This window comes from Chitinilyticum piscinae, assembly GCF_015223195.1.
Taxonomy (GTDB): domain Bacteria; phylum Pseudomonadota; class Gammaproteobacteria; order Burkholderiales; family Chitinibacteraceae; genus Chitinilyticum; species Chitinilyticum piscinae.
Genome location: NZ_JADFUA010000008.1, coordinates 17408 through 39803, shown reverse-complemented (window position 1 = coordinate 39803; position 22396 = coordinate 17408). Strand labels below are relative to the sequence as shown.

16 protein-coding genes are annotated in these 22396 nt (G+C 60.4%); 7 read left to right on the top strand and 9 right to left on the bottom strand.

Going from position 1 to position 22396, the window contains the following annotated elements; translation table 11 throughout:
• Both iscR and cysE read right to left on the bottom strand, forming a co-directional pair.
• Positions 1-483 carry a Fe-S cluster assembly transcriptional regulator IscR gene (iscR, locus tag INR99_RS12955; RefSeq protein WP_194116776.1) on the bottom strand — a complete coding sequence of 161 codons (483 nt, stop codon included), beginning with the start codon at positions 481-483 and terminating at the stop codon, positions 1-3.
• A gap of 108 nt (positions 484-591) precedes the next feature.
• Complete coding sequence (gene cysE, locus INR99_RS12950) at positions 592-1365, bottom strand: serine O-acetyltransferase (protein ID WP_194116775.1); 774 nt, start codon at positions 1363-1365, stop codon at positions 592-594.
• 165 nt (positions 1366-1530) lie between these two features.
• Between cysE and INR99_RS12945 the strand changes: the two genes are divergently transcribed.
• Positions 1531-3996, top strand: coding sequence for a mechanosensitive ion channel family protein (locus INR99_RS12945; protein ID WP_194116774.1), 2466 nt, complete (start codon positions 1531-1533; stop codon positions 3994-3996).
• 45 nt (positions 3997-4041) lie between these two features.
• On the opposite strand, the gene INR99_RS12940 is transcribed toward INR99_RS12945, so the two are convergent.
• From INR99_RS12940 to malQ, 5 genes are all read right to left on the bottom strand, one after another.
• Entirely contained in the window at positions 4042-5460 is a 1419-nt protein-coding gene (locus INR99_RS12940; RefSeq protein WP_228098310.1) for an SEL1-like repeat protein, read from the bottom strand.
• 123 nt (positions 5461-5583) lie between these two features.
• Positions 5584-5787, bottom strand: coding sequence for a hypothetical protein (locus tag INR99_RS12935; protein WP_194116772.1), 204 nt, complete (start codon positions 5785-5787; stop codon positions 5584-5586).
• 174 nt (positions 5788-5961) lie between these two features.
• Complete coding sequence (locus tag INR99_RS12930; RefSeq protein ID WP_194116771.1) at positions 5962-6516, bottom strand: hypothetical protein; 555 nt, start codon at positions 6514-6516, stop codon at positions 5962-5964.
• Positions 6517-6717: 201 nt separating this feature from the next.
• Complete coding sequence (locus INR99_RS12925; RefSeq protein WP_228098309.1) at positions 6718-7869, bottom strand: TDT family transporter; 1152 nt, start codon at positions 7867-7869, stop codon at positions 6718-6720.
• A 133-nt stretch (positions 7870-8002) separates the two neighbouring features.
• A complete protein-coding gene (gene malQ, locus INR99_RS12920; RefSeq protein ID WP_194116770.1) occupies positions 8003-9613 on the bottom strand; it encodes a 4-alpha-glucanotransferase in 1611 nt (536 codons plus the stop codon).
• A gap of 254 nt (positions 9614-9867) precedes the next feature.
• Between malQ and glgB the strand changes: the two genes are divergently transcribed.
• The 6 genes from glgB (at position 9868) to INR99_RS12890 (ending at position 21106) form a co-directional block, all read left to right on the top strand.
• Positions 9868-12078 carry a 1,4-alpha-glucan branching protein GlgB gene (gene glgB, locus INR99_RS12915; RefSeq protein WP_194116769.1) on the top strand — a complete coding sequence of 737 codons (2211 nt, stop codon included), beginning with the start codon at positions 9868-9870 and terminating at the stop codon, positions 12076-12078.
• Entirely contained in the window at positions 12071-14050 is a 1980-nt protein-coding gene (glgX, locus tag INR99_RS12910; protein ID WP_194116768.1) for a glycogen debranching protein GlgX, read from the top strand. The genes glgB and glgX overlap by 8 nt, the downstream gene beginning before the upstream one ends.
• A gap of 4 nt (positions 14051-14054) precedes the next feature.
• Positions 14055-15683: an alpha-D-glucose phosphate-specific phosphoglucomutase gene (locus tag INR99_RS12905; protein WP_194116767.1), complete on the top strand. Its 1629-nt coding sequence runs from the start codon at positions 14055-14057 to the stop codon at positions 15681-15683.
• 145 nt (positions 15684-15828) lie between these two features.
• On the top strand, positions 15829-17103 hold the full coding sequence (gene glgC, locus INR99_RS12900; protein ID WP_194116766.1) for a glucose-1-phosphate adenylyltransferase: 1275 nt from the start codon (positions 15829-15831) through the stop codon (positions 17101-17103).
• 100 nt (positions 17104-17203) lie between these two features.
• Positions 17204-18640, top strand: a complete 1437-nt coding sequence (gene glgA / locus INR99_RS12895; RefSeq protein ID WP_194116765.1) for a glycogen synthase GlgA — start codon at positions 17204-17206, stop codon at positions 18638-18640.
• Between the two features lie 9 nt (positions 18641-18649).
• Positions 18650-21106, top strand: a complete 2457-nt coding sequence (locus tag INR99_RS12890; RefSeq protein WP_194116763.1) for a glycogen/starch/alpha-glucan phosphorylase — start codon at positions 18650-18652, stop codon at positions 21104-21106.
• 108 nt (positions 21107-21214) lie between these two features.
• Here INR99_RS12890 and INR99_RS12885 read toward each other — a convergent pair whose 3' ends face one another.
• Together INR99_RS12885 and INR99_RS12880 are read right to left on the bottom strand one after the other, a co-directional pair.
• Positions 21215-21802, bottom strand: coding sequence for a BON domain-containing protein (locus INR99_RS12885; RefSeq protein WP_194116762.1), 588 nt, complete (start codon positions 21800-21802; stop codon positions 21215-21217).
• Positions 21802-22395 carry a phosphoheptose isomerase gene (locus INR99_RS12880; RefSeq protein ID WP_194116760.1) on the bottom strand — a complete coding sequence of 198 codons (594 nt, stop codon included), beginning with the start codon at positions 22393-22395 and terminating at the stop codon, positions 21802-21804. Before INR99_RS12880 ends, INR99_RS12885 begins: the two co-directional genes overlap by 1 nt.
• Position 22396 lies beyond the last annotated feature (1 nt).

Here is a 22396-nt window from a genome sequence, read left to right as displayed (position 1 = left end):
TCAATGTGCGGCAGGGGTTCCTGCGGATTCTTTCAGGATGCGGGCGTCGATCAGGGCTTCGGCGCGGCGTTTTTGCTTGGCCTGGTGTTCATCGATCAGGGTGCCGAGACTGACGGCAGAGAGGTGATCGTAGATCACGCGGTTCAGTCCGGACCACAGGTCATGTGTCATGCAGCGGTGTTCATCGCGGCAGTTCTCCTTGCCGCCGCATTGCGTGGCATCCAGTGGCTCGTCAACGGCACAGATGATTTCTGCCACGGTGATGTCGTGCGCAGCACGAGCGAGGCAGTAGCCGCCGCCGGGGCCGCGTACGCTTTCCACCAGTTCACGGCGGCGCAATTTGCCGAACAGCTGCTCCAGATAGGAGAGCGAGATGTGCTGGCGCTCGCTGATGCCGGCGAGCGTCACCGGACCATTCGCTTCGCGAAGCGCCAGGTCGAGCATCGCAGTGACGGCAAAGCGGCCTTTGGTAGTCAGGCGCATGCGGGTTTCCTCGCAGTTCTAGTTCGTCGCTATCGTAAAATAACCTAGTGTTTTAGTCAACTAAAAACCCGACTGGTTCAGTCGGGTTTGGCTGGGAATGCGGAGGGCTTAGTCGACCAGCTTGTTCAGGTAGCCTGGGTCGAATTTGTCATCGCGCGCTCGTTCTTCGGCGCAGTCCACACCCAGCTGTTCGAGCTTTTTCAGGATGGCGTTGAGCCGGGCATCGGTGGTGACGGTGTGATCCAGCAGGCCATGAATGGCTTTCACCATCGGATCGTTCATGTCACTGGAGATGCCATATGCCGAAAAACCCAGTTCGGCAGCCTTGGCGGCGCGGGCCTGATCTTCTTCGGTGCAGCTTGCGGGGGCCGCCTCGACAATTCTGGCCGGAATGCCGACCGCCGTGGCTCCGGCGGGGACGGCCTTGACGACGACTGCATTCGAGCCGATTTTGGCGCCTTCACCGACGGTGAATCCGCCAAGTACCTTGGCGCCGGCGCCGACGATCACACCACGCTCCAGTGTCGGGTGACGCTTGGCGCCTTTCACCAGCGAGGTTCCGCCCAGCGTGACGCCCTGATACAGGGTGACGTCGTCGCCCAGAACGGCGGTTTCGCCGATGACCACGCCCATGCCGTGGTCGATGAATACGCGCCGGCCGATGGTGGCACCGGGGTGGATTTCGATGCCGGTGAGAAAGCGTCCGAGCTGCGAAACAACCCGTGCCAGCAAGCGCAATTCACGCACCCACAAACCGTGTGAAACACGATGCAGTGCCAGCGCATGAAAGCCCGGATAGCAAAGCACGACTTCCAGGCGGCTTTTGGCCGCAGGGTCGCGCTCCAGAATCACATTGATGGTTTCGCTGAGGTAGGCAAGCATGCGAGAGGGGCGAAGAAATAATCCGACAATTTTACTCGACTATGTTGCAGAGGGCTAGCCGGATTGAATGGCAAGGCTATATCCGAGGAGGGCAAGAATAAGGGTACGGTTATGTAACGAGAATGCATACAATGGCCTGATTGATAGGCCAATCATCTAATCGCAATGTCGAAAAAACATGCACTCTCCAGTTTGATTGCTCTCTTGCTGTGCTGGCCGGCGCTGCTGCCGGCTACCGCGCTCTTGCCCGTACAGGACGAGGGCAAAACTGCGCCCGAGCCCATTATTCAGGCGGTCGCGATCGAGGATATTCCCGCCCAGATTGCCGCGGACACCACCTTTGCCGAAGGCGTGCTGTCACGCAGCGCGCTGGCGGCTGACCCGGCCGGGCTTGAGCGCGAGTTGCAAGAAATCGAAGGGCGCTCTCGCATCGTTATGGCCAATGCCGCGCCGGCGCACGCACGGGTGCTCAGTTATGTTCATCTGCTTTCGCTGGATCAGCATCTCACCTTGCTCCAGCGTCAGCTCGCCAGCTGGCAGGAAAGGGCGGAGAAGGGCGGGCAGTCCTTGTCGGTGGATGCCGCAAAGCTCGCGCAGCGGCGTCTGCGCTGGCTCAAGACCAGTGAGGCGCTTGATGGCGGGCTGGCGCCGCCGCTACTGAGTAGCATCGCCGAATTGTCCGCCGTATTCGAGCAAGCTGAAGGCGCCATTGCGCCGCCGTTGAGTGCATTGATTGCGCTGAGCAAGCGTGCGGCTGCCTTGAAGCAGGAGCTTGACGGTAGTCGTCAGCAGTTGGGTGGGTTGCTGGCCAGTAGTGGTCAGGGCGTATGGAGCAAGGATGCACCCGGGCTATGGCAGATCTTCAATGAGAAAACAGAAGGGGCTGCGACGAGCTCCTTGCGCCTGCTGGAGACGCTCAAGGTTGAGGCTGATTTCTATTCGCTGTTCGAGGAACATACCCAGCGGCAACAATTTGCCGCCACCCTGTTTGGATTGATCCTGCTGCCCGTATTGCTCTGGATCAGCCGTGCGGCGCGTCGCGAGGGGCTGGCCGGCAGCGATTTTGCCAATTACCGCAAAACCCTGTCTCGTCCGATTGCGGCGCTGATCCTGCTGTATCTGGTCATGCAGCTGCTGATCACGGTGCACGGTCCCTATCTGCGCCAGCAGCTGTTACTGCTGGCGGCTTGGTTGCCGGTAATGCGCTTGCAATCCGGGCGCATGCAGCAACTTGCCGGTCATTGGGTGTATGCCACGCTGGTGTTCATTCTGCTTGAACTGGCCGGCAGCCTGTTCAGTGCCTCGCCTCCGGTCTATCGTTCGTTGCTGCTGGTGCAAGGGTTGTCGGTGATGCTGGTGTTGTCTTTGGTCTGGCGGCGCGTTGCTAGTCTGAAAGATGAATTTGCCTGGCCGCGTTTGCGCAAGGTCGTGCAGTTGCTGCTGGGAATCGGCATTGTGCTGATGGCGGCTGCACTGCTGGGCAATGTGACCGGACGCGTCTATCTGGCTGACCTGCTCAGCGATGGGGTGATTTCGGCGATCTACACCGGGTTGTTCCTGCTGGCGGCGCGCAATGTCTTGCAGGCCTACACGCATTTCGGATTGCGTCGACTATTTCAGAGAGGGCAGCAAGGCAGAGCAAATGCTGCCCGGCTGTTGCAGTTGGCTGGACAGCTGCTGAATGTGCTGGTTGTGCTGGCCTGGTTTTCCGGGGTGCTGCAGCTTTTCCATCTGTGGCTACCGCTGCGCAGTCTGCTTGCCGAAGGGGCGGCGCTCTCGCTGGGCGTTGGCGCGGTGACGGTCACGATTGGCGGCATCGTCCTGTTCTGTGTTTCCGTCTTTCTGTCGTTCTGGGTCGCCAGAATGCTGCGCTTGATTCTCAATGACGATATTCTGCCCATGCTGACGCTGCCACGCGGCGTTGCCAACAGCGTGGCCACCATGAGCTATTACGCTGTACTGCTATTGGGCTTGGTGCTGGCGCTGAGTGCGGCCGGCTTCCAGCTCGGACAGCTGGCGATGGTGATCGGCGCATTGAGTGTGGGGATCGGTTTTGGTCTGCAGACCGTCGTGAACAATTTTGTTTCCGGGCTGATCCTGATGCTGGAGCGCCCGATTCAGCCCGGCGATACCGTCGAGGTATCGGGTACGGCGGGTACCGTGCGTGAAATCGGCATGCGCACGACCACGGTCACCACCTTCGATGGTGCGGATGTGGTCATCCCCAACGGCATGCTGTTGGCGGAGAAGCTGACCAACTGGACACTGAACAACCGCCGTCGCCGCATCGAGATCCCGGTTGGGGTCGCCTATGGCAGCGATCCGCGGGCGGTGCAGGCGATGCTGCTGGAGCTGGTAAACAAGACGGCCGGGGTGAGTCATGTTCTGCCGCCGGTGGTGCTTTTTAGCGGTTTTGGTGCCAGCTCGCTGGATTTCACCGTGCGGGCTTGGACCGATAATTACGACCTTTCCAACGAAATTCGCAGCTCGCTGGCGCTGGCCATTCATGACCGCCTGCGTGAAGCCGGGGTCGAGATCCCCTTTCCGCAGCAGGATATCCATCTGCGCAGTGTCACCGAAGCGGCGCAGGCCATGCTGGGGGGGAGTTCCCCTCCCGCTCCCGCGCGCTGAGCAGGTGCGGCCCCGCACAAGGTTCTGCCGCAGCAAGCTGACGGTTTACTGCGGCGGTTGCGCGCTGTCTTGATCGCGCAGTTCCAGCTGGACGCTATTGGCGCTGATGTGGGAAATCAGCGGCAGGTGAAGCCCCGGGAAGGCCAGTGCTGTGATGGCGCCGCGCTCCAGATACGGGCGTAGCGGATCGAGGGTCTTACCCTTGGCGCGTACGCAACCTTTGCGGTCGATGCGGCCCTGAATGGGCACTTTGACCGCCTCGTACATTTCTTCGTAGGCGACCAGCCACCAGTCCAGCCCTTCGCCCAGTGACGATTCATTTCTGCCCAGACCGCATACGGTCAGACTCAGCGGCAGGGCGGGCAGTGGTTTGGCGGCAGCCTTTTCGCTGGCGAGCAGCTCGCCCCAGGCGATGCGATCTTCCAGGGCAGAGTCGGGAAAGGCGAAAGCTTGAGGATCAATCCGGTGCAGCGCCGCCAACCTTTGCTTTCCCGTCTCCAGCTTGGCCAGATCCGTTTCGCCGGCTAGCGCTTGCAGCAGTTGCTGGCGCGCGGGTTCAACCGCGACTTTCAGTCCCAGCAGTGCTGCGGCTTCGTAATGTTGTAATGCCTGCCCGAAATCGCGCTGTGGCAGGCCTCGTCCGGCATAGGCCAACTCAGCCAGCTGGAAATGCGCAACCGGATTATTCAGTGCTGCCCCGCGTTCCAGCGCGGCACGAGCCTGTGCATAGTCGGCAGCTTGTGAGCGGCCGCTGGCGGCATTGGCTTCTTCCATCAGTAGAATGCCGTAATTGGCCCAGGCTGCAGGGTTATTGCGCTGCTGGCCCTTGCTCAGCCAGCTGATGACGCGCTGGCGCAGCGCGGCCTGATCAAATTCTTCCTGCACATCCGTGCGGGCCTTCAGGTAATACAGGTAGGCCCGCAGGTATTGCCCAGCCGCTTCCTGTTCCAGTGTGAGTACGTCTGGCTGCGCTGCCAGTGCCGCTGCGAAGTAGTCACCGGATTGGCTATGGGCGCGGATGGTGTCCGCATCGACCAGATACAGCGGGGCATCGGGACTGACTGCGCGGGCCAGTACCTGCAGTGTCGGTACTTTCATGCCGCGTGCCAGTGCTTCTTCCAGCAGGGCTATGCCCGCGGGTTTGTCGCCCTGCTCGATGAGCAAAAGGCCCAGATTGTGGCTGGCGCGCGCGGAGCCCTTGGCGCGCGCTTGCTCGTAATAGCGATGCGCCAGCTCCAGCTCTTCTGCTTCGTCGTAATCGGCTGCATCCGGTGTTTTGATCAGGTGCAGATGGTGTGCCTTGCCCTGCAGAAACAGCGCTTGCGCATCGCCTTGCTCTGCCGCTGCCAGGGCTTTGGGCTGGAATTCGGCAAATTGCTTCTGTTCAAACAGTTGCTCCAGTGTGGCCGCTTGGGAGCAGCCAAGCAGAAACAGTGTCGTAATGCAGAAATGGCGAAGTGGCATGATGAGCGTTTGCAAGGGTCGGGTGTCGGGTATATTAACGGAAGGCTTGTTTTTCATGGGTTATGTGTCGATACCTTCCCGCTATCAGTGGTGCACTTCACTCTTTCCGCGGTGGGGGCGGTGTCAGAACAGTGCGGCGAGCAAGAGTAGCGCCATGCTTATCCAGGCCAGGACCAGCAGGGAGCCACAGGCCAGGACCTCGATCAGGCGCGCAGGCTCACGCGGCACGTCGAGCTGCCGGTAGCTCTTCCAGCCGGCAAACAGCGCCATGGCGGAAAGGACGATTCCTGCAAGTACTGACAGCAGCATCGCGCCCAGCAGTGGCATTCCGCAAACGGGGCCGGTTTCGCCTGCGGTACGCGCCCCCCTCCCGAAACGCTTGCTCCTGCAATGCATAAAGCAGGATGGGAACAATCAGCGAAGCGGCGCCCAGCAGCCAGGACCAGCCGCGCCAGCTACGGAAAAGCATGTCTGATGTGTTCGAATTCACGGCGTTGCGGTTCAAGGCATGCATTCTTGTACGTTCAGCCAAAGGTGCGCCAGCATGCTGACCGCGCCGCGGTTGGACAGGTTGCGAAAACCGGTGCTGCCGAATCTGACCTGATGTTTTGAGCGCTTGTAGGTGCAGCTGCCAAGGAAACGCGGCAGGCGGGGCGCGGCCGTCTCCGCTGTAAGAGTAATGACTAGTTGCAGCTGCATGATCCCGTTGACATCGAATTCCTTGGCATCAATCTCCTCCACCACCGTCCAGGGCAGGCGGTGACCGAGTTTGGCAAGGAATATGCTGTGCTCGTCGGCGGCTAGTCGTGGCTGATGCCTGTTCCGCCAGGTTTTTAGGCTCACCCAAAGTCCGGCAGCACCTAATCCGCCAAATAGCAGCACAAAAATCCAGATTGCTGGTTGCGGAGTATCGGCGGCTAGTTGGGGGGCTATCAGCGCGATTGCTACTCCAAGGGCAAGGCACAGGATGTTTAGCGGGAGGTGCCACCACAGCCTTGCCCAGAGCTTGTCATAACAGGCTAGAGATGAAGGGAGGCAAGCGGCTCTGTCGCTCATGAGCCGGGTTCTCCTTGACGAGGTAGGTCAAGTCTAAGGGCCATATTCAAGCAGCTCGTGCACTTGATTGTAAAATTCTGGCAATTGCTGTCTTTGGTATTTGGCTTTTTGTTATGTTTGTAAGTTTCAAGGCGCGCAGAGCGACTGTTTTTGATCGTGTACGCTTTGTCCTCAATCCAGCCCATTGCCAGATGCGGCTGATTATTCCTTCCGTGCTACAGGATGTGGACTAATCAAAGGCGGGCGCAGCAGTTTTCCCGAAATCACGCCCCTCAGTGTCTGGGCAAACACCAGCAGCCACGCGCACAGCAGCACGGCATACAGCAACAGGGCGATCCAGCGAAACAGCGGCAGTTTCAGCATGATCGACAAAACGCAGGTTCCGGTGACACAGGTGCCGACCGGAAAGGTGAAGGACCACCAGGTCAGGGCAAATCCCATCTGGCGGCGGATTGCCCGCCAGGTGAGCAGGATGGCGAGGGCCATCCACAGCCACATGAACCCCCACATCACCAGCCCGTAGAACAATCCGATGTTCAGCAAGCCCTCCGCAAAGGGCAGGGTTGCGCCATCATAGGCCACAGCCGCGATCCCCAGCCCGCCTGCTGCCGTAATCGATTGGCCAACCGGCCCCAGCACGATCCACAGGGTCGGGACGCGCACGCCGCCCGAGGAGCCATAATGGGCTAGCCGGCTCCAGATCAGTGAAATGATGACCAAGGAGGCAATCAGGCTCATGCCGAAGAGCGAATAGCTGATGACCAGCAAGCTATGCCGCCAGAGGGCATCTTCAATGTATGGAATGAGTTGCGCTGCCGCCGCCGCCGAAACCATGGGAGGCACGACGGGCATCAGCCAGCCACCGAAGGCGGAGTCATGCTTGACCTGCAGGCGGGTAAACAGGCGGAAGGTGACCAGCACCGCGCAGGCGAAGCCCAGTATGGTTCCGGTCAGCCAGCAGCCGATCTTGATGAACATCGCCAGTTCAAGGCCGATGTGCTGGGGCCCGACCAGCATCGTGGCTGTTCCCACGGTGAGAATGGCCATCGGAGGCGCCCCGAAAAACTGGATGCCGACCGGGTCATCGAGCAGGGCGTTCAGAGCCGCTGGGCGGCTGCACCAGTTCCAGGTCGCTGCGATCAGCAGCACGATCAGCAGTAGCGTTGCTGCCAGCCAGGCGCTGGTGATGATCAGCTCAAGCCCGGGGAAGCGGATGGGCTGCAGTTTTCCGGCTATCGCCAGGATGCCGGTGCCCATCACCGATGCAAACCAGTTGGGGCCGATTAGTATGCCTGCCGGATTTGCGGCGCCGGGCGTGGCTGGAGGCAAGGCGGGTTTGTCTGTGGTCATCATCAGGTTATCCTTCCCGGAGCACGCGTGACGGTGTTGCAGTCAGGGAGGCTCCAGGCTTTTGCGCTAAATACAGTGTTGGGTATATAGGTGTATCCGTTTTCCTGTTTTGCGTCTATTCGTATACGTATTGGCTTTATGGTGCCGAGGTACTCAGCCCATTGCGCCCGTACAGCTGGCTCAGGTACTTCAGTCCCTCGGCTTGCCCGCTGTTGAGCGCGTCGGCGCTGAAGCGGTACTGCCAGTTGCCGCTGGCCGTGCCAGGGGTGTTCATGCGCGCTTGTGCTCCGGCACCCAGCACGTCCTGTACCGGGGCGATGGCGAAAACGGCATTCGTCGACCAGGCCAGCCGGATCAGGTCCCACCCTGCGGCTTCGCCCGAGGTGTTCAGATAGCGGCGGAAATAGTCGCGTGCCTTGTCATTGGCCGCGCCATACCAGCCCAGCGTGGTGTCATTGTCGTGCGTGCCGGTGTAGACCACTGTGCGGCTATCCGGATAGTTGTGCGGCAGATGGTCGCTGGCCGCGTCGGCATCAAACGCAAACTGCAGCACCTTCATGCCGGGCAGACCCAGCTTTTCGCGCAAGGCGGTGACGTCCGGCGTGATGATGCCGAGGTCTTCGGCGATGATGGGCAGGTTTTTGCCCAGCGCCTTTTCGATGGCGGCGAACAGCGCCTTGCCCGGCGACTTTTTCCACTGGCCGTTCACCGCCGTGGCTTCGCCGAACGGCACCGCCCAGTAAGCTGCAAAGGCGCGGAAGTGGTCGATGCGCACGATGTCGGTGGTGGCGAGCAGTGCGGCGATGCGGTCTATCCACCAGGCAAAGTCCTGCTCCTGGTGTTTGGCCCAGTCGTACAGCGGGTTGCCCCACAGCTGGCCGGTGGCGGAAAAATAATCGGGCGGTACGCCGGCGACTTCATTCGGGTCGCCGGCGGCATCGAGGCAGAAGAGGGATTGGTTTGCCCACACGTCAGCCGAATCGAAGGCGACGAAAATCGGAATATCTCCAATCAGCCGGATTCCGCGCTCATTGGCGTAGGTCTTGAGTTGCCCCCACTGGCGGAAGAACAGGAACTGCAGGAACTGATAAAAAGTCACGTCATCGGCCAGCGTCTTGCGCCAGTGGCTCAATGCCTTGGGATTGCGTGCGGCCAGCTCGGCGGGCCAGGAATTCCACACCGCGCCGTAGTAGCAGTCCTTGATCTGGTTGTCGCTCAATCGCCCGGCCAGGCGCTGGTAGTAGCTCTGGTATTCGGGCGTTTCATAGTCATTCTGCCGCGCGGCGATGAAGTGGAATTTGCAGGCGACAAACAGCGCAAAGTCATCCAGCCAGGCGTGTTGCTTGCAGAAGGTTGCGAACTCCTTTTTCAAGGCGGCAGGCGGGCTGGCCTGATAGTTGCGCCATGCCGCACGCAGCACGGTCATTTTCCACGGGATGACGCTGCCGAAATCGACGCGCTGGGCATCAAAGGCGAGTGCCGGGATATCGGCGTCAGTGAGCAGGCCGTCGGCGATCAAGAGCTCGGGGCTGATCAGGTAGTGGTTGCCGGCAAAGGTGGAAAACGACTGGTAGGGCGAATCGCCATAGCTGGTCACGCCCAGCGGCAGAACCTGCCACAGCGTCTGGCCAGCGGACTGCAGAAAATCGGCGAAGCGGCAGGCTGCCGGACCAAGGTCGCCGATGCCGTAAGGCGAAGGTAGCGAGGTGATGTGGGCTAGCAGGCCGGATGCTCGGCTGAACGTCATTGTGCGCACCTATATGACAAAGTGTAATAATTTGGTAAGTAATATTTCGGTAAACTAGCTGGTAAGCAAGCTGCCGCTGTCGCATATTGTGCTGCTGCGCTGCCGCAAAGCTGGCCTGCATCGCCCGTTATGTGGCATTTTTGCTGCAAGCGCAAGCATTTCCGCCCTGGAAGTGCAGGCTTACGAATCTGGTGTATCAGCTGACAATTGACAGCGTCGGGCGCCAATAAAAACAATGACCAGCGAGGATTTACATGCTGACCCTCCCGTGCGCAGAAATCGAAGCCGCAGCCCTTGACGCCTCCGCAATCGAGGCCATCTGCAGCGGCACGCATGACAATCCCTTTGCCCTGTTGGGCATGCACTCCACCACCGTCGGCCTGCAGGTGCGGGCCTGGCTGCCTGGTGCCGATCAGGTCAGCGTTCTGGATGCCAAAACCGGCCGCAAGCTGGTCGAGCTGACCCGTTTTGATGATCGCGGTTTTTTTGCCGGCAGCGTACCGCGCCGCAAGAATCCTTTTGCTTATCGGCTGCTGGTACGCTGGGGCGAACACGAATTCGATCTGGAAGACCCGTACCGCTTTGCCCCGACGCTGGGCGAACAGGACGTCTGGCTGCTGGCTGAAGGGACGCACTTGCGCCCCTACGAGCGCCTGGGTACCCATCCGCGCACGATGGAAGAGGTGGGCGGCGTGGCGTTTGCCGTGTGGGCGCCGAATGCCCGGCGCGTGTCGGTGGTCGGCGACTTCAACGGCTGGGACGGCCGCCGCCATCCGATGCGCAAGCATCTGGGCTGCGGGGTGTGGGAAATCTTCCTGCCCAATATTCCGGCTGGCAGCAATTACAAATACGAAATTCTGGATGCCAACGGCCAGATCCGCCTGAAGTCGGATCCCTATGGCTTCGCGTCCGAGTTGCGCCCGAGCACCGCATCGAAAATCGCCTTTCTGCCATCTTGGGTCGAGCCCAGTGAAGCGCGCCGCAGCGCCAACCGCTTCAATGCGCCAGTGTCGATTTACGAGGTGCATCTGGGCTCCTGGCGCCGCGTGCCGGAAGAGGGCAATCGCTGGCTGACCTACCGCGAACTCGCCGAGCAGCTGGTGCCCTATGTGGCCGATCTGGGCTTCACCCATATCGAGCTGCTGCCGATCAACGAGCATCCGTTTGATGGGTCCTGGGGGTATCAGCCGCTAGGCCTTTATTCGCCGACTTCACGCTTCGGTACCCCGGAAGATTTTCGCTATTTCGTCGAGGCGGCGCATGCGGCTGGCGTCGGTGTATTGCTGGACTGGGTGCCTGGCCACTTCCCGACCGATGATCATGGCCTGGCGACGTTTGATGGCACGCACATCTACGAGCACGCCGATCCGAAGGAAGGTTTCCATCAGGACTGGAACACGCTGATCTACAACTTCGGTCGCAACGAAGTGCGCAACTATCTGATCGGCAATGCACTGTACTGGGTCGAGCGCTTTGGCATCGATGGCCTGCGCGTCGACGCGGTGGCGTCCATGCTGTACCGCGACTATTCCCGCCGCGAAGGCGAGTGGGTGCCGAACCAGTTTGGCGGCCGCGAGAATCTGGAAGCCATCGATTTCATGCGCCGGATGAATGCGACCGTTGGCACCGAGCGCCCCGAGGCGATGACGATGGCTGAAGAATCGACGGCGTTTCCGGCCGTGAGCCGGCCGCCGGAAATGGGCGGCTTGGGTTTCCACTACAAGTGGAATATGGGCTGGATGCACGACACGCTCAGCTATTTCCAGAAAGAGCCGATTCACCGCAAGCATCATCACAACCAGCTGACCTTCGGGCTCTTGTACGCCTTTACGGAAAACTTCGTGCTGCCGCTGTCGCATGATGAAGTGGTGCACGGCAAGGGCTCGTTGCTTGGCAAGATGCCGGGCGACTGCTGGCAGCAGTTTGCCAATCTGCGAGCCTACTACGCCTTCATGTGGGCGCATCCGGGCAAGAAGCTGGTGTTCATGGGCGGCGAATTCGGGCAGGGGCGCGAGTGGAATCATGACAGCAGCCTCGACTGGCATCTGCTTGCCGAGGGCCCGTGGCACGCCGGCGTGCAGGCGCTGGTGCGTGATTTGAACCGGGCTTACAAGGCAGAGCCGGCGCTGCACGAGATCGATTTCGACCCGCGCGGCTTCCAGTGGCTGGTGGCGGATGATGCCGAGCATTCGACGTTGGCGTTTGTGCGCTATGCGGACAATGGTCGTCCGGTGATCGTGGTGTGCAACTTCACGCCGGTGCCGCGTCATGGCTATCGCATCGGCGTTCCCGATGCGGGGCATTACCGCGAGATTCTCAATACCGATTCGACCTTCTATGCCGGCAGCAATACCGGCAATGGCGGTGTGGCCAGTGAAGCGCATCCGCTGCATGGCCACGCGCAGTCGATCACGCTGACCTTGCCGCCGCTCTCGGTCATTTATCTGGCGCGTGACGATGGCTGATCAGGCTGTGAGCCTATCAACCGGGCTGCCGTATCCGCTGGGCGCGACGCTGGACGAGCGCGGGGTGAATTTCGCGCTCTATGCCGGCGCGGCCAGCGGCGTAACCTTGTGCCTGTTCGATACGAGTGGTGCGCAGGAACGGGCCCGCTACACACTGACCCAGTGTGAGAACGGGGTATGGTTTGGTAGGATCGATGATGTAAAGGCTGGGGCTGTATACGGCTATAGAGTAAGTGGCGAGTGGGCGCCCGAGCGCGGCCTGCGCCACAATCCCGAGCTGCTGCTGCTCGACCCGTATGCCCGCGAAGTTGTCGGCGAATTCGGCAAGACGCCGCTGCTGGCGCGCGTCACTGCCGAAACGTATGACTGGGGCGACGATGCGCCGCCGTGCACGCCCTGGGGCGAGACGGTGATCTACGAAGCGCATGTGCGCGGGCTGACCATGCGGCATCCGGAGATTCCGGCCGAGCTGCGCGGCAGCTACGCGGCGCTGGCGCACCCGGCGATCATCGCGCACCTGCAAATGCTTGGCGTCACCGCCATCGAGCTGCTGCCGGTGCAGTACTTTCTGGATGAGCCGCGGCTCATCGATCTCGGTCTGAAAAACTACTGGGGTTACAACCCGCTGGCCTGGTTTGCACCGGCATCGCGCTACTGGTCGGGCCGGGCCGGTACCACGCCGCTGTCGGAATTCCGCGACGCGGTAAAGGCGCTGCACGCCGCCGGCATCGAGGTAATACTCGATGTGGTGTTCAACCACACGGCAGAGCTGGATGCGCCGGGGCCGGTGCTGGGCTATCGCGGCATCGATAACGCTGCCTATTACGTGCTCAACGGGCATGGCGAGTATGAGAACTGGACCGGCTGCGGCAATGTGTTGAACCTGTCGCACCCGCGCGTGGTGCAGCTGGTGATGGATGCGCTGCGCTACTGGGTAGGCGAATGCCATGTTGATGGCTTCCGCTTCGACCTCGCGCCGATTCTGGGGCGTGTCAACGGCGGCTTCAGCGCGCTTGCGCCCTTGCTGGTGGCGATGCAGCAGGATCCGCTGCTGACCCGGGTCAAGCTGATCGCCGAGCCGTGGGACATCGGCCCGGGCGGTTACCAGCTCGGCCAGTTTCCTGCAGGCTGGGGCGAGTGGAACGATCAGTACCGCGACGCCATGCGCCAATTCTGGCTGCACGACGGCGTGAATCGCGCCCTGTTCGCACGCCGCTTTGCGGCATCGAGCGACCGTTTCCAGCATGCCGGACGCGCACCGCAGGCCAGCGTGAATTTCCTGACCGCGCACGACGGCTTCACCCTGCGCGACATAGTCAGCTACAACCACAAACACAACCTCGCCAACAAGGAACACAACCGCGACGGCCATTCGCACAATCTGTCGTGGAATTGCGGCGCGGAAGGCCCGAGCGATGACGCCGGCATCAACACCCTGCGCGAACGCGCGCAGAAGGCTTTGCTGGCGACGCTGCTGCTGTCACAGGGCACACCGATGCTGCTGGCTGGCGACGAGCTGGGGCACAGCCAGCAGGGCAACAACAACGCCTATTGCCAGGACAACGACATCACCTGGCTGGACTGGCAGAACGCCCAGTCGGGGCTGGCCGATTACGTTGCGGAACTGATCGCCATTCGCAAAAGCTGCCCGGCACTGACTGCTGCGCACTGGTGGCGTGGCGCCGAGGCCGGAGCGACTGCCGATGTGCAATGGCTCAACCCATCTGGTGATGCGCTGCACCCGCACGACTGGGACGATGCCGCAGGTCGTGCGCTGATGATTCTGCTGGCGGGTGACTTGCTGATCCTGCTCAATGCCTCGGCGCACCAGTTGCATTTTCATTTGCCGGCGGGCAGCTGGCAGCTGAGGCTGGCCAGTACTGGCGATGCCCAGACTTCACACAAACTGCACGACTGCCGCGTCGCCGCGCGCAGCGTGACCGTATTAACCCGATTTGATGGACAGGAATGAACGCATGAGCAAGACCATTGCCACCACGGCCTTTGCCGGCCAGCGCCCCGGGACTTCGGGTTTGCGCAAGAAAGTGACCGTCTTCCAGCAGCCGCACTATCTGGAAAACTTCGTCCAGGCGATTTTTGATTCGGTGCCGGAACTCAATGGCGGCGTGCTGGTTGTCGGCGGTGACGGCCGCTATTACAACCGCACGGCGATCCAGACCATCCTGAAAATGGCCGCCGCCAACGGCGTGGCCAAGGTGCTGGTGGGCAAGGGCGGGATTCTCTCCACACCTGCAGCCAGCTGCGTGATCCGCAAATACGGCGCGGTCGGCGGTATCGTGCTGTCGGCCTCGCACAATCCGGGTGGCCCGGATGGCGATTTCGGCATCAAGTACAACATCAGCAACGGCGGCCCGGCACCAGAAGCAGTGACTGAAGCGATTTACGCGCGCACGCAAACCATTACCGAATACCAGCTTGCTGATGCCGCCGACTACAACCTGGATACGCTGGGCGAGGGCGAGCTGGCCGGCATGCAGGTCGTGGTGCTCGACTCCGTACTCGACTACAGCGAGCTGATGGCCAGCCTGTTCGATTTCGCCGCGATCCGCGCCTGGTTCGCGGCCGGTCACACCATGCGTTTCGATAGCCTCTCGGCCGTATCCGGCCCGTATGCCAAGCACATCATCGAAGGCGTGCTCGGCGCGCCGGCGGGTACGGTGGTCAACGGCGAGCCGCTGGAAGACTTTGGCGGCCATCATCCCGATCCGAATCCGGCGCATGCGCATGAGCTGATGGAGGCGATGTTTGCCGCCGATGCGCCCGATCTGGGCGCCGCCAGCGACGGCGACGCCGACCGCAACATGATCGTCGGCAAGAAGCTGGCCGTTACCCCGTCCGATTCGCTGGCCATCATGGCCGCCAACGCCACGCTGATCCCGGGCTACAAGGATGGCCTGGCCGGCGTGGCTCGCTCGATGCCGACTTCGCAGGCGGTTGATGTGGTGGCGAAGGCGCTGGGTATCGAAAGCTTCGAGACGCCGACCGGCTGGAAATTCTTCGGCAATCTGCTGGATGCCAACCGCGCCACGCTGTGCGGCGAAGAGTCGTATGGCACCAGCTCCAACCATGTGCGCGAGAAGGACGGCGTCTGGGCCGTGCTGTTCTGGCTGAACCTGCTGGCCGCCACGGGCAAGAGCGTGACCGAACTGGTCAGTGCGCACTGGGCACGATTCGGGCGGCACTTCTATTCGCGCCACGATTTCGAGGGGCTGGATACCGATGCGGCCAATGGATTGATGGAACACCTGCGTGGCCTGCTTGGCGGACTGGCTGGCCAGAAGCTGCACGGTCTGACGGTGAAGCTGGCCGATGATTTCGCCTACACCGATCCGATTGATGGCTCGGTGTCGGAAAAGCAGGGCATCCGTGTGCTGTTCGAAGACGGCAGCCGCGTGGTGTATCGCCTGTCCGGTACCGGCACCGAAGGGGCCACGCTGCGCGTGTATCTGGAGCGCTATGTGGCCGATACCGCAGGGCACGGCGAGGATACCCAGTCGGCGCTGGCGGCGCTGATCACGATTTCCAGGGAGCTTGCGCAGATCGCTGAGCGCACCGGCCGGCTTCAGCCGACTGTGGTGACCTGATTGATGGGTATATATTTGTAAATCAATAAAATAAAAGGCGCCAGCCGTATACATGCAAATGTATAAATGGCTGGCGTGCCGTCACACTCGCACTGTGACCAAGCGGGCTTTGCCCACCGAGGATGAGTTAGGGAGAACAAACACTATGACGACGCAAACCCTGGACAAGATCACGCTGGCGCGCCAGCTACCCAATAAATCCGTGGCACTGGTGCTGGCCGGTGGCCGTGGCTCGCGCCTGAAGGCGCTGACGGATCATCGCGCCAAGCCGGCGGTGTATTTCGGCGGCAAATTCCGCATCATCGATTTTGCACTGTCGAATTGCCTGAACTCCGGCATTCGCCGCATCGGTGTTATCACGCAGTACAAGTCGCACTCGCTGCTGCGCCATTTGCAGCGCGGCTGGTCGTTCCTGCGCGGCGAGCTCAATGAATTTGTCGACCTGTTGCCGGCCCAGCAGCGCGTGGATGAGGAACACTGGTATCGCGGCACGGCCGATGCGGTGTATCAGAATCTGGACATCGTGCGGACCTACAAATCCGAGTATGTGGTGATTCTGGCGGGCGATCACATTTACAAGATGGATTACTCGCGCATGCTATTGGATCACGTGGAGAAGGGCGGCAAGTGTACGGTGGCGTGCATTGAAGTACCGCGCAACGAAGCCAGCGCCTTTGGGGTGATGGCGGTGAACGAAGACCGCCAGATTACCGCGTTTGTCGAAAAACCGGCCAATCCGCCGGCGATGCCGGGCAAGGACGATGTCTCGCTGGCGTCGATGGGGATCTACATCTTCAACACCGACTATCTGGCCCAGCTGCTGGAAGAAGACATCCGCAATCCCGATTCCAGCCACGACTTCGGCAAGGATCTGATTCCGAAAGCAGTTAGTCAGGGCGCTGCCTTTGCGCATCCCTTTGGCCTGTCCTGCGTGCAGAGCGATGAATCCGGCGAGCCGTACTGGCGCGATGTGGGGACCGTGGATGCCTATCATGCCGCCAACCTCGATCTGGCATCCGTGACCCCCGAGCTGGACATGTATGACCGCGACTGGCCGATCCACTCCTATCAGGAGCAGCTACCGCCGGCCAAGTTCGTGCAGGATCGCAACGGCAGCCACGGCATGACGCTCAATTCGCTGGTGTCCGGTGGCTGCATCGTCTCCGGCTCGCTGGTGCTTAATTCCGTGCTGTTCTCGAAGGTGCGCGTGCATTCCTTCTGCACCATCGATTCGGCGGTGATTTTGCCGGATGTCACCATCGGCCGTTCCTGCCGTCTGCGCCGCGTGGTGATCGACCGCAGCTGCGAAATTCCGGATGGCATGGTGATTGGTGAAAACGCCGAAGAAGATGCCCGCCGCTTCTACCGCACCGAGAATGGTGTGGTGCTGGTGACGCGCGACATGCTTGCAAAACTGTAAGTCGTGTCGCAAAACTGTGTGATGTTGCTGCTGTGCAATCGGGTTGTCATATCGGGCAACCAGACTGCACGGCATTGTTCTGGATGACTGGAATCACTGAATGCGAATTCTGCATGTAGCTGCCGAACTCTTTCCGCTGCTGAAGACCGGTGGGCTGGCCGATGTCGCTGGCGCTCTGCCACTGGCATTGGCCCCATTAGGCGTTGATGTCCGGGTGCTCTTGCCGGCCTTTCCGGCCATCCGTGCCGGTGTGAGCATCGAGGGCGAAGTAGCCACGTTTGCCGCGCCGATGGGGGCGGGGAAGCTGCTGTTTGGTCGAACAGCCGATGGCGTGGCGGTGTACCTGATTGATGCCCCAGCGTATTACGACCGGCCGGGAAATCCCTATCATGATGCCGAACAGCGCGGCTATGGTGACAACCATCTGCGCTTTGCCCTGCTGGGCTGGGTTGCTGCTCAACTGGCACAGGGCATGGATGCATACTGGTCACCGGTCGTCGTGCATGCCCATGACTGGCATGCCGCACTGGCGCCGGCTTATCTGGCTGCTAGCGGCCGCCCGGCAAAGTCGGTGATCACGGTGCATAACCTCGCTTATCAGGGGGTGTTCGGGCGTGAATGCTTCGATGCACTGGGTTTGCCTCCCTCATTCTTCGATCGTGAAGGGGTCGAGTTCCACGGGAATGTGTCGTTCCTCAAAGCTGGGCTGTTTTATGCCGACCACATCACCACCGTAAGTCCGAGCTATGCGCGTGAGATCACGACTGCCGAGCAGGGCTGCGGGCTGGAAGGACTGTTGCAGGCGCGTCGCTCTCAACTTTCCGGCATTCTCAATGGTGTCGATGAGGCAGTATGGAATCCGGCTTCCGATGACCTGCTGCCAGCGACCTACAGCGCCGACAAGATGACTGGCAAGGGCAAATGCAAGGCCGCATTGCAGCACGAGCTGGGGCTGGACGTGCAGGATGCCAAACCGCTGTTTGTCGTGGTGTCGCGACTGACTGATCAGAAGGGGCTGCCCTTGCTGCTGGAGGTGCTGCCGGAGCTGCTGGCCCGTGGTGGGCAGTTTGCCTTGCTGGGCAGTGGTGATGCCTGGCTGGAGGAGGCCTTCCGCCAGCTTGCGCATCAGCATCCGCGCCAGCTGGCTGTGAAATTGGGGTATGACGAGGCCTTCTCGCACCGCTTGATTGCCGCTGGTGATGTGATCATGGTGCCGAGCCGCTTCGAGCCCTGCGGGCTGACCCAACTCTACGGTTTGAAGTACGGAACGCTGCCTCTCGTGCGGCGCGTGGGTGGCCTTGCTGACACGGTCAGTGATTGCTCGCTGGAGAATCTGGCGGACGATTGTGCCACGGGGTTCGTATTCCGCGACCTGGATGTGCCGGATTGTCTGGCCGCCGTGCGCCGCACATTCGCACTGTGGGAGCGTACCCGTGAATGGAAAAACGTGCGCAAGCGCGCCATGCTGCAAAGCGTGGGCTGGCAGGAGTCGGCCTCGCACTATGTCACGCTCTATCAACAACTGATGACTGCCTAAGGAGAATGCATGAGCATTCCGTTTACCTATGATTCGCCGGCTGAAAACAACGATGTCGAATCGCTCAAGCGAGCCATTTCCAACAAGCTGATGTTTTCCATTGGCAAGGATCCTTACGCAGCCAACGACAAGGACTGGATGGATGCAGTGTTTCTGGCGGTGCGCGATCGCATGGTAGAGCGCTGGATGGAAACCACCCGCGCACAGTATTCGCAGGATGTGAAGCGGGTTTATTACCTCTCGATGGAGTTTCTGATCGGTCGTGCTTTCGGCAATGCGCTGATTGCGCTGAACCTGCAGGATGAAGTCCGGCAGGCACTCGACGAGATGGGGGTCAGTCTCGAAGACCTGCTGAAGGAAGAATCGGATGCTGCTTTGGGTAATGGTGGTCTTGGTCGTCTTGCCGCCTGCTTCCTGGATTCGATGGCCACTCTGGGCATTCCGGGCATGGGCTACGGCATCCGCTACCAGTTCGGGATGTTCAAGCAGCGCATCATCGAAGGCCGTCAGGTCGAGGCTCCGGATACCTGGCTGGGCTCGGTCAATATCCTTGATTTTCCGCGCGACGAGGTTTGTTACCGTGTCTGCTTTGGTGGCCGCCTCGAGCTCGATGGCGAGAAAGTACGCTGGGTGGATACCCAGCATGATGTGCTCGCGGTAGCTCACGACATCATCATTCCGGGCTATGACACCACTGCCACCAACACGTTGCGCCTGTGGACAGCCCGCTCAACGCGCGAAATCAATCTCTCCAAGTTCAACGAGGGCGATTACTTCTCCGCCGTGGCCGAGAAAAACGTCTCGGAAAATGTGTCGCGCGTGCTGTATCCGGATGACTCGACCTACTCGGGCAAGGAGCTGCGCCTGCGGCAGGAATATTTCTTCTGCTCGGCCAGCCTGCAGGACATTCTGCACCGCTATCGCCTGACTCACGAGTCACTGGATGAGCTGCCGAACAAGATCGCCATCCATCTCAACGATACGCACCCGGTATTGGCTGTTCCCGAACTGATGCGCCTGCTGCATGACGAATACCAGCTGGACTGGGATACCGCATGGGAATACACCGGCAAGATCTTCAGCTACACCAATCACACGCTGATGAGCGAGGCGCTGGAGTGCTGGCCGGTTGACATGCTGGGGCGCCTGTTGCCGCGTCACCTGCGGATCATCTTCGACATCAACGACCGTTTCCTGAAGGATGTGGCCGCACGCTTCCCGAATGATCCCGATCTGCTGCGCCGCGTTTCATTGATCGAAGAGGGAGGGGAGCGCAAGGTACGCATGGGTTATCTTGCCGTCGTTGCCAGCCATACGGTCAATGGTGTTTCCGAGCTGCACTCGGAACTCATGAAAACCTCGATCTTTGCCGATTTTGCGCGGATCTTCCCCGAGCGCTTCACCAATGTGACCAATGGAATTACACCACGCCGCTGGCTGGCGCTGGCCAATGAGCCGCTGTCCCGGCTGATTGACGACGCGATTGGCAAAACCTGGCGTGTGAGGCTGGATGAGCTGGCGGAGTTGCGCGACAAGGTCGATTTCCCGCAATTCATCCAGCATTTCCGCGACGCCAAGCATGCCAACAAGGAGCGGCTGGCGAAGTATGTCGCGCGCACACTGGGCGGCTACATCAATCCGGATGCACTGTTCGATGTGCAGGTGAAGCGCATTCACGAATACAAGCGGCAGCTACTCAATGTGCTGCACGTGATTACGCGTTACAACCGGATCATCAAGCATCCGGAAAAAGCCTTCCAGCCGCGTGTGGTGATCTTCGCCGGCAAGGCCGCGTCTGCGTATAAGACTGCCAAGCTGATTATCCAGCTGATCAACGATGTCGGTGTGAAAATCAACAACGACCCTCGTGTTGGCGACAAGCTCAAGGTGGTGTTCATACCGAATTACAGTGTCAGCCTTGCCGAAATCATCATTCCGGCAGCCGATCTGTCCGAGCAGATTTCCACCGCCGGCACCGAAGCATCGGGCACCGGCAATATGAAGTTTGCGCTCAACGGTGCACTGACTATCGGTACGCTGGATGGTGCCAACGTGGAAATCCGCGAAGCAGTTGGTCCGGATAACATCTTTATCTTCGGTCAGACGGCCGATGAGGTGGAAACTCGTCGCAAGAACGGCTACAACCCGCGCGAGATCTACGAAGGCAATCGTGAGTTGCGCGAGGTCCTCAATCAGCTCGCCAGTGGCTTCTTCTGCCCGCAAGAGCCGGAGCGTTACCGCTTCCTCTACGATGTGCTGGTGAACTGGGGCGATCACTACCAGCTGCTGGCAGACTACCAGAGCTACATTGATGCGCAGGACAAGGTGGATGATCTGTATGCCCGTCCCGATGAGTGGGCGCGACGCGCCATTCTGAATGTGGCGGGCATGGGCAAGTTCTCGTCGGATCGGACCATCGCCGAGTATGCCGAGCGGATCTGGCATACCAAGCCGGTCAAACTCTGAGCAGGGATGTGCTGAAACAAAAACGGACTACGCTGTAGTCCGTTTTTCATGGGTATATCCCCGAAGGTTAGATATTACTGGGGCGCTGGTGCAATACAGATGCGGGTATTAGTTTGGTGCCGGTGGACGATACTCTACCAGCTTCACCACTTGCTGTACGCCGCCCACCTTGCTGGCACTGATGGCCGCCTTGTTGGCCAGTTCAGGAGTGGATAGCCCCATCAGGTACACCACCTTGCGCTCGGTCACGACCAGAATGTGCACACTCTGAGCATCTCCGCCTTCGGTGAGGATTGCAGTCTTGACGCGCGTGGTGAGTTGGCTGTCGTTGAGGCGTTCGCCCGCAGATGAGGGTGGAGCAATCACCGTTTCATTGATGACCTGGCGGATGCGCTGATCTTCGCGGCTTATCTGCTCGATTTTTTGTCGTGCCTCGCTATCGGGTACTTCACCGGTCAGCAGTGCCACGCCGTTATAGACGGTCACGTTCACATGGGCCTTTTCTTTCCATGTGTCGATGATCTTGGCACTGATGGTTGCGCCACTGTTGGTGTCCTTTTCGATCAGCGCTGTCTTGCGCGGGTCGGAGCCGATCCAGGCGCCAACGGCGACGCCGCCGACAACCAGTAGCGGTACGCAGGCAGTCAGGCCGATGGACGAGACGGCTGCGGCAAGCAACAGGGCGCGTTTCAGCATTACTGATCACCCCCGAGCAGCATGAAGTCGACCGCATCACACATGGCATGAATCGCGGTAATGTGGACTTCCTGTGTGCGAGCAGTGCGCGGAGTCGGTGCACAAATGTGAACATCGTCGCCAGTCAAAAGATCTGCGATCTGGCCGCCACCCTTGCCGGTCAGCGCGATGATGCGCATCTGGCGCTCATGTGCGGCGTGGATGGCCGCGATGACATTGGCGGAGTTGCCTGAAGTGGAGATGGCAATCAGGATGTCACCCGGACGCCCCAGTGCATGAACCTGCTTGGAAAACACCAAGTCAAAGTCATAGTCGTTGGCAATCGCAGTGAGTGCCGACGTATCGGTGGTCAGCGCGATGGCCGGGAGGCCCGGGCGCTCACGCTCGAAGCGGCCCACCATTTCAGCTGCAAAGTGTTGGGCATCGGCAGCCGAGCCGCCATTGCCGCAAGCCAGAATCTTGCCGTCGGCGATCAGCGTCTGCACCATCAGCTCTGCTGCAGCGGCAATGGCCGGAGCGAGTTCATCAGCGGCGGTCTGCTTGACCTTGATGCTTTCCAGAAAGTGGTGCTGTACGCGGGCGATCAAATCCATT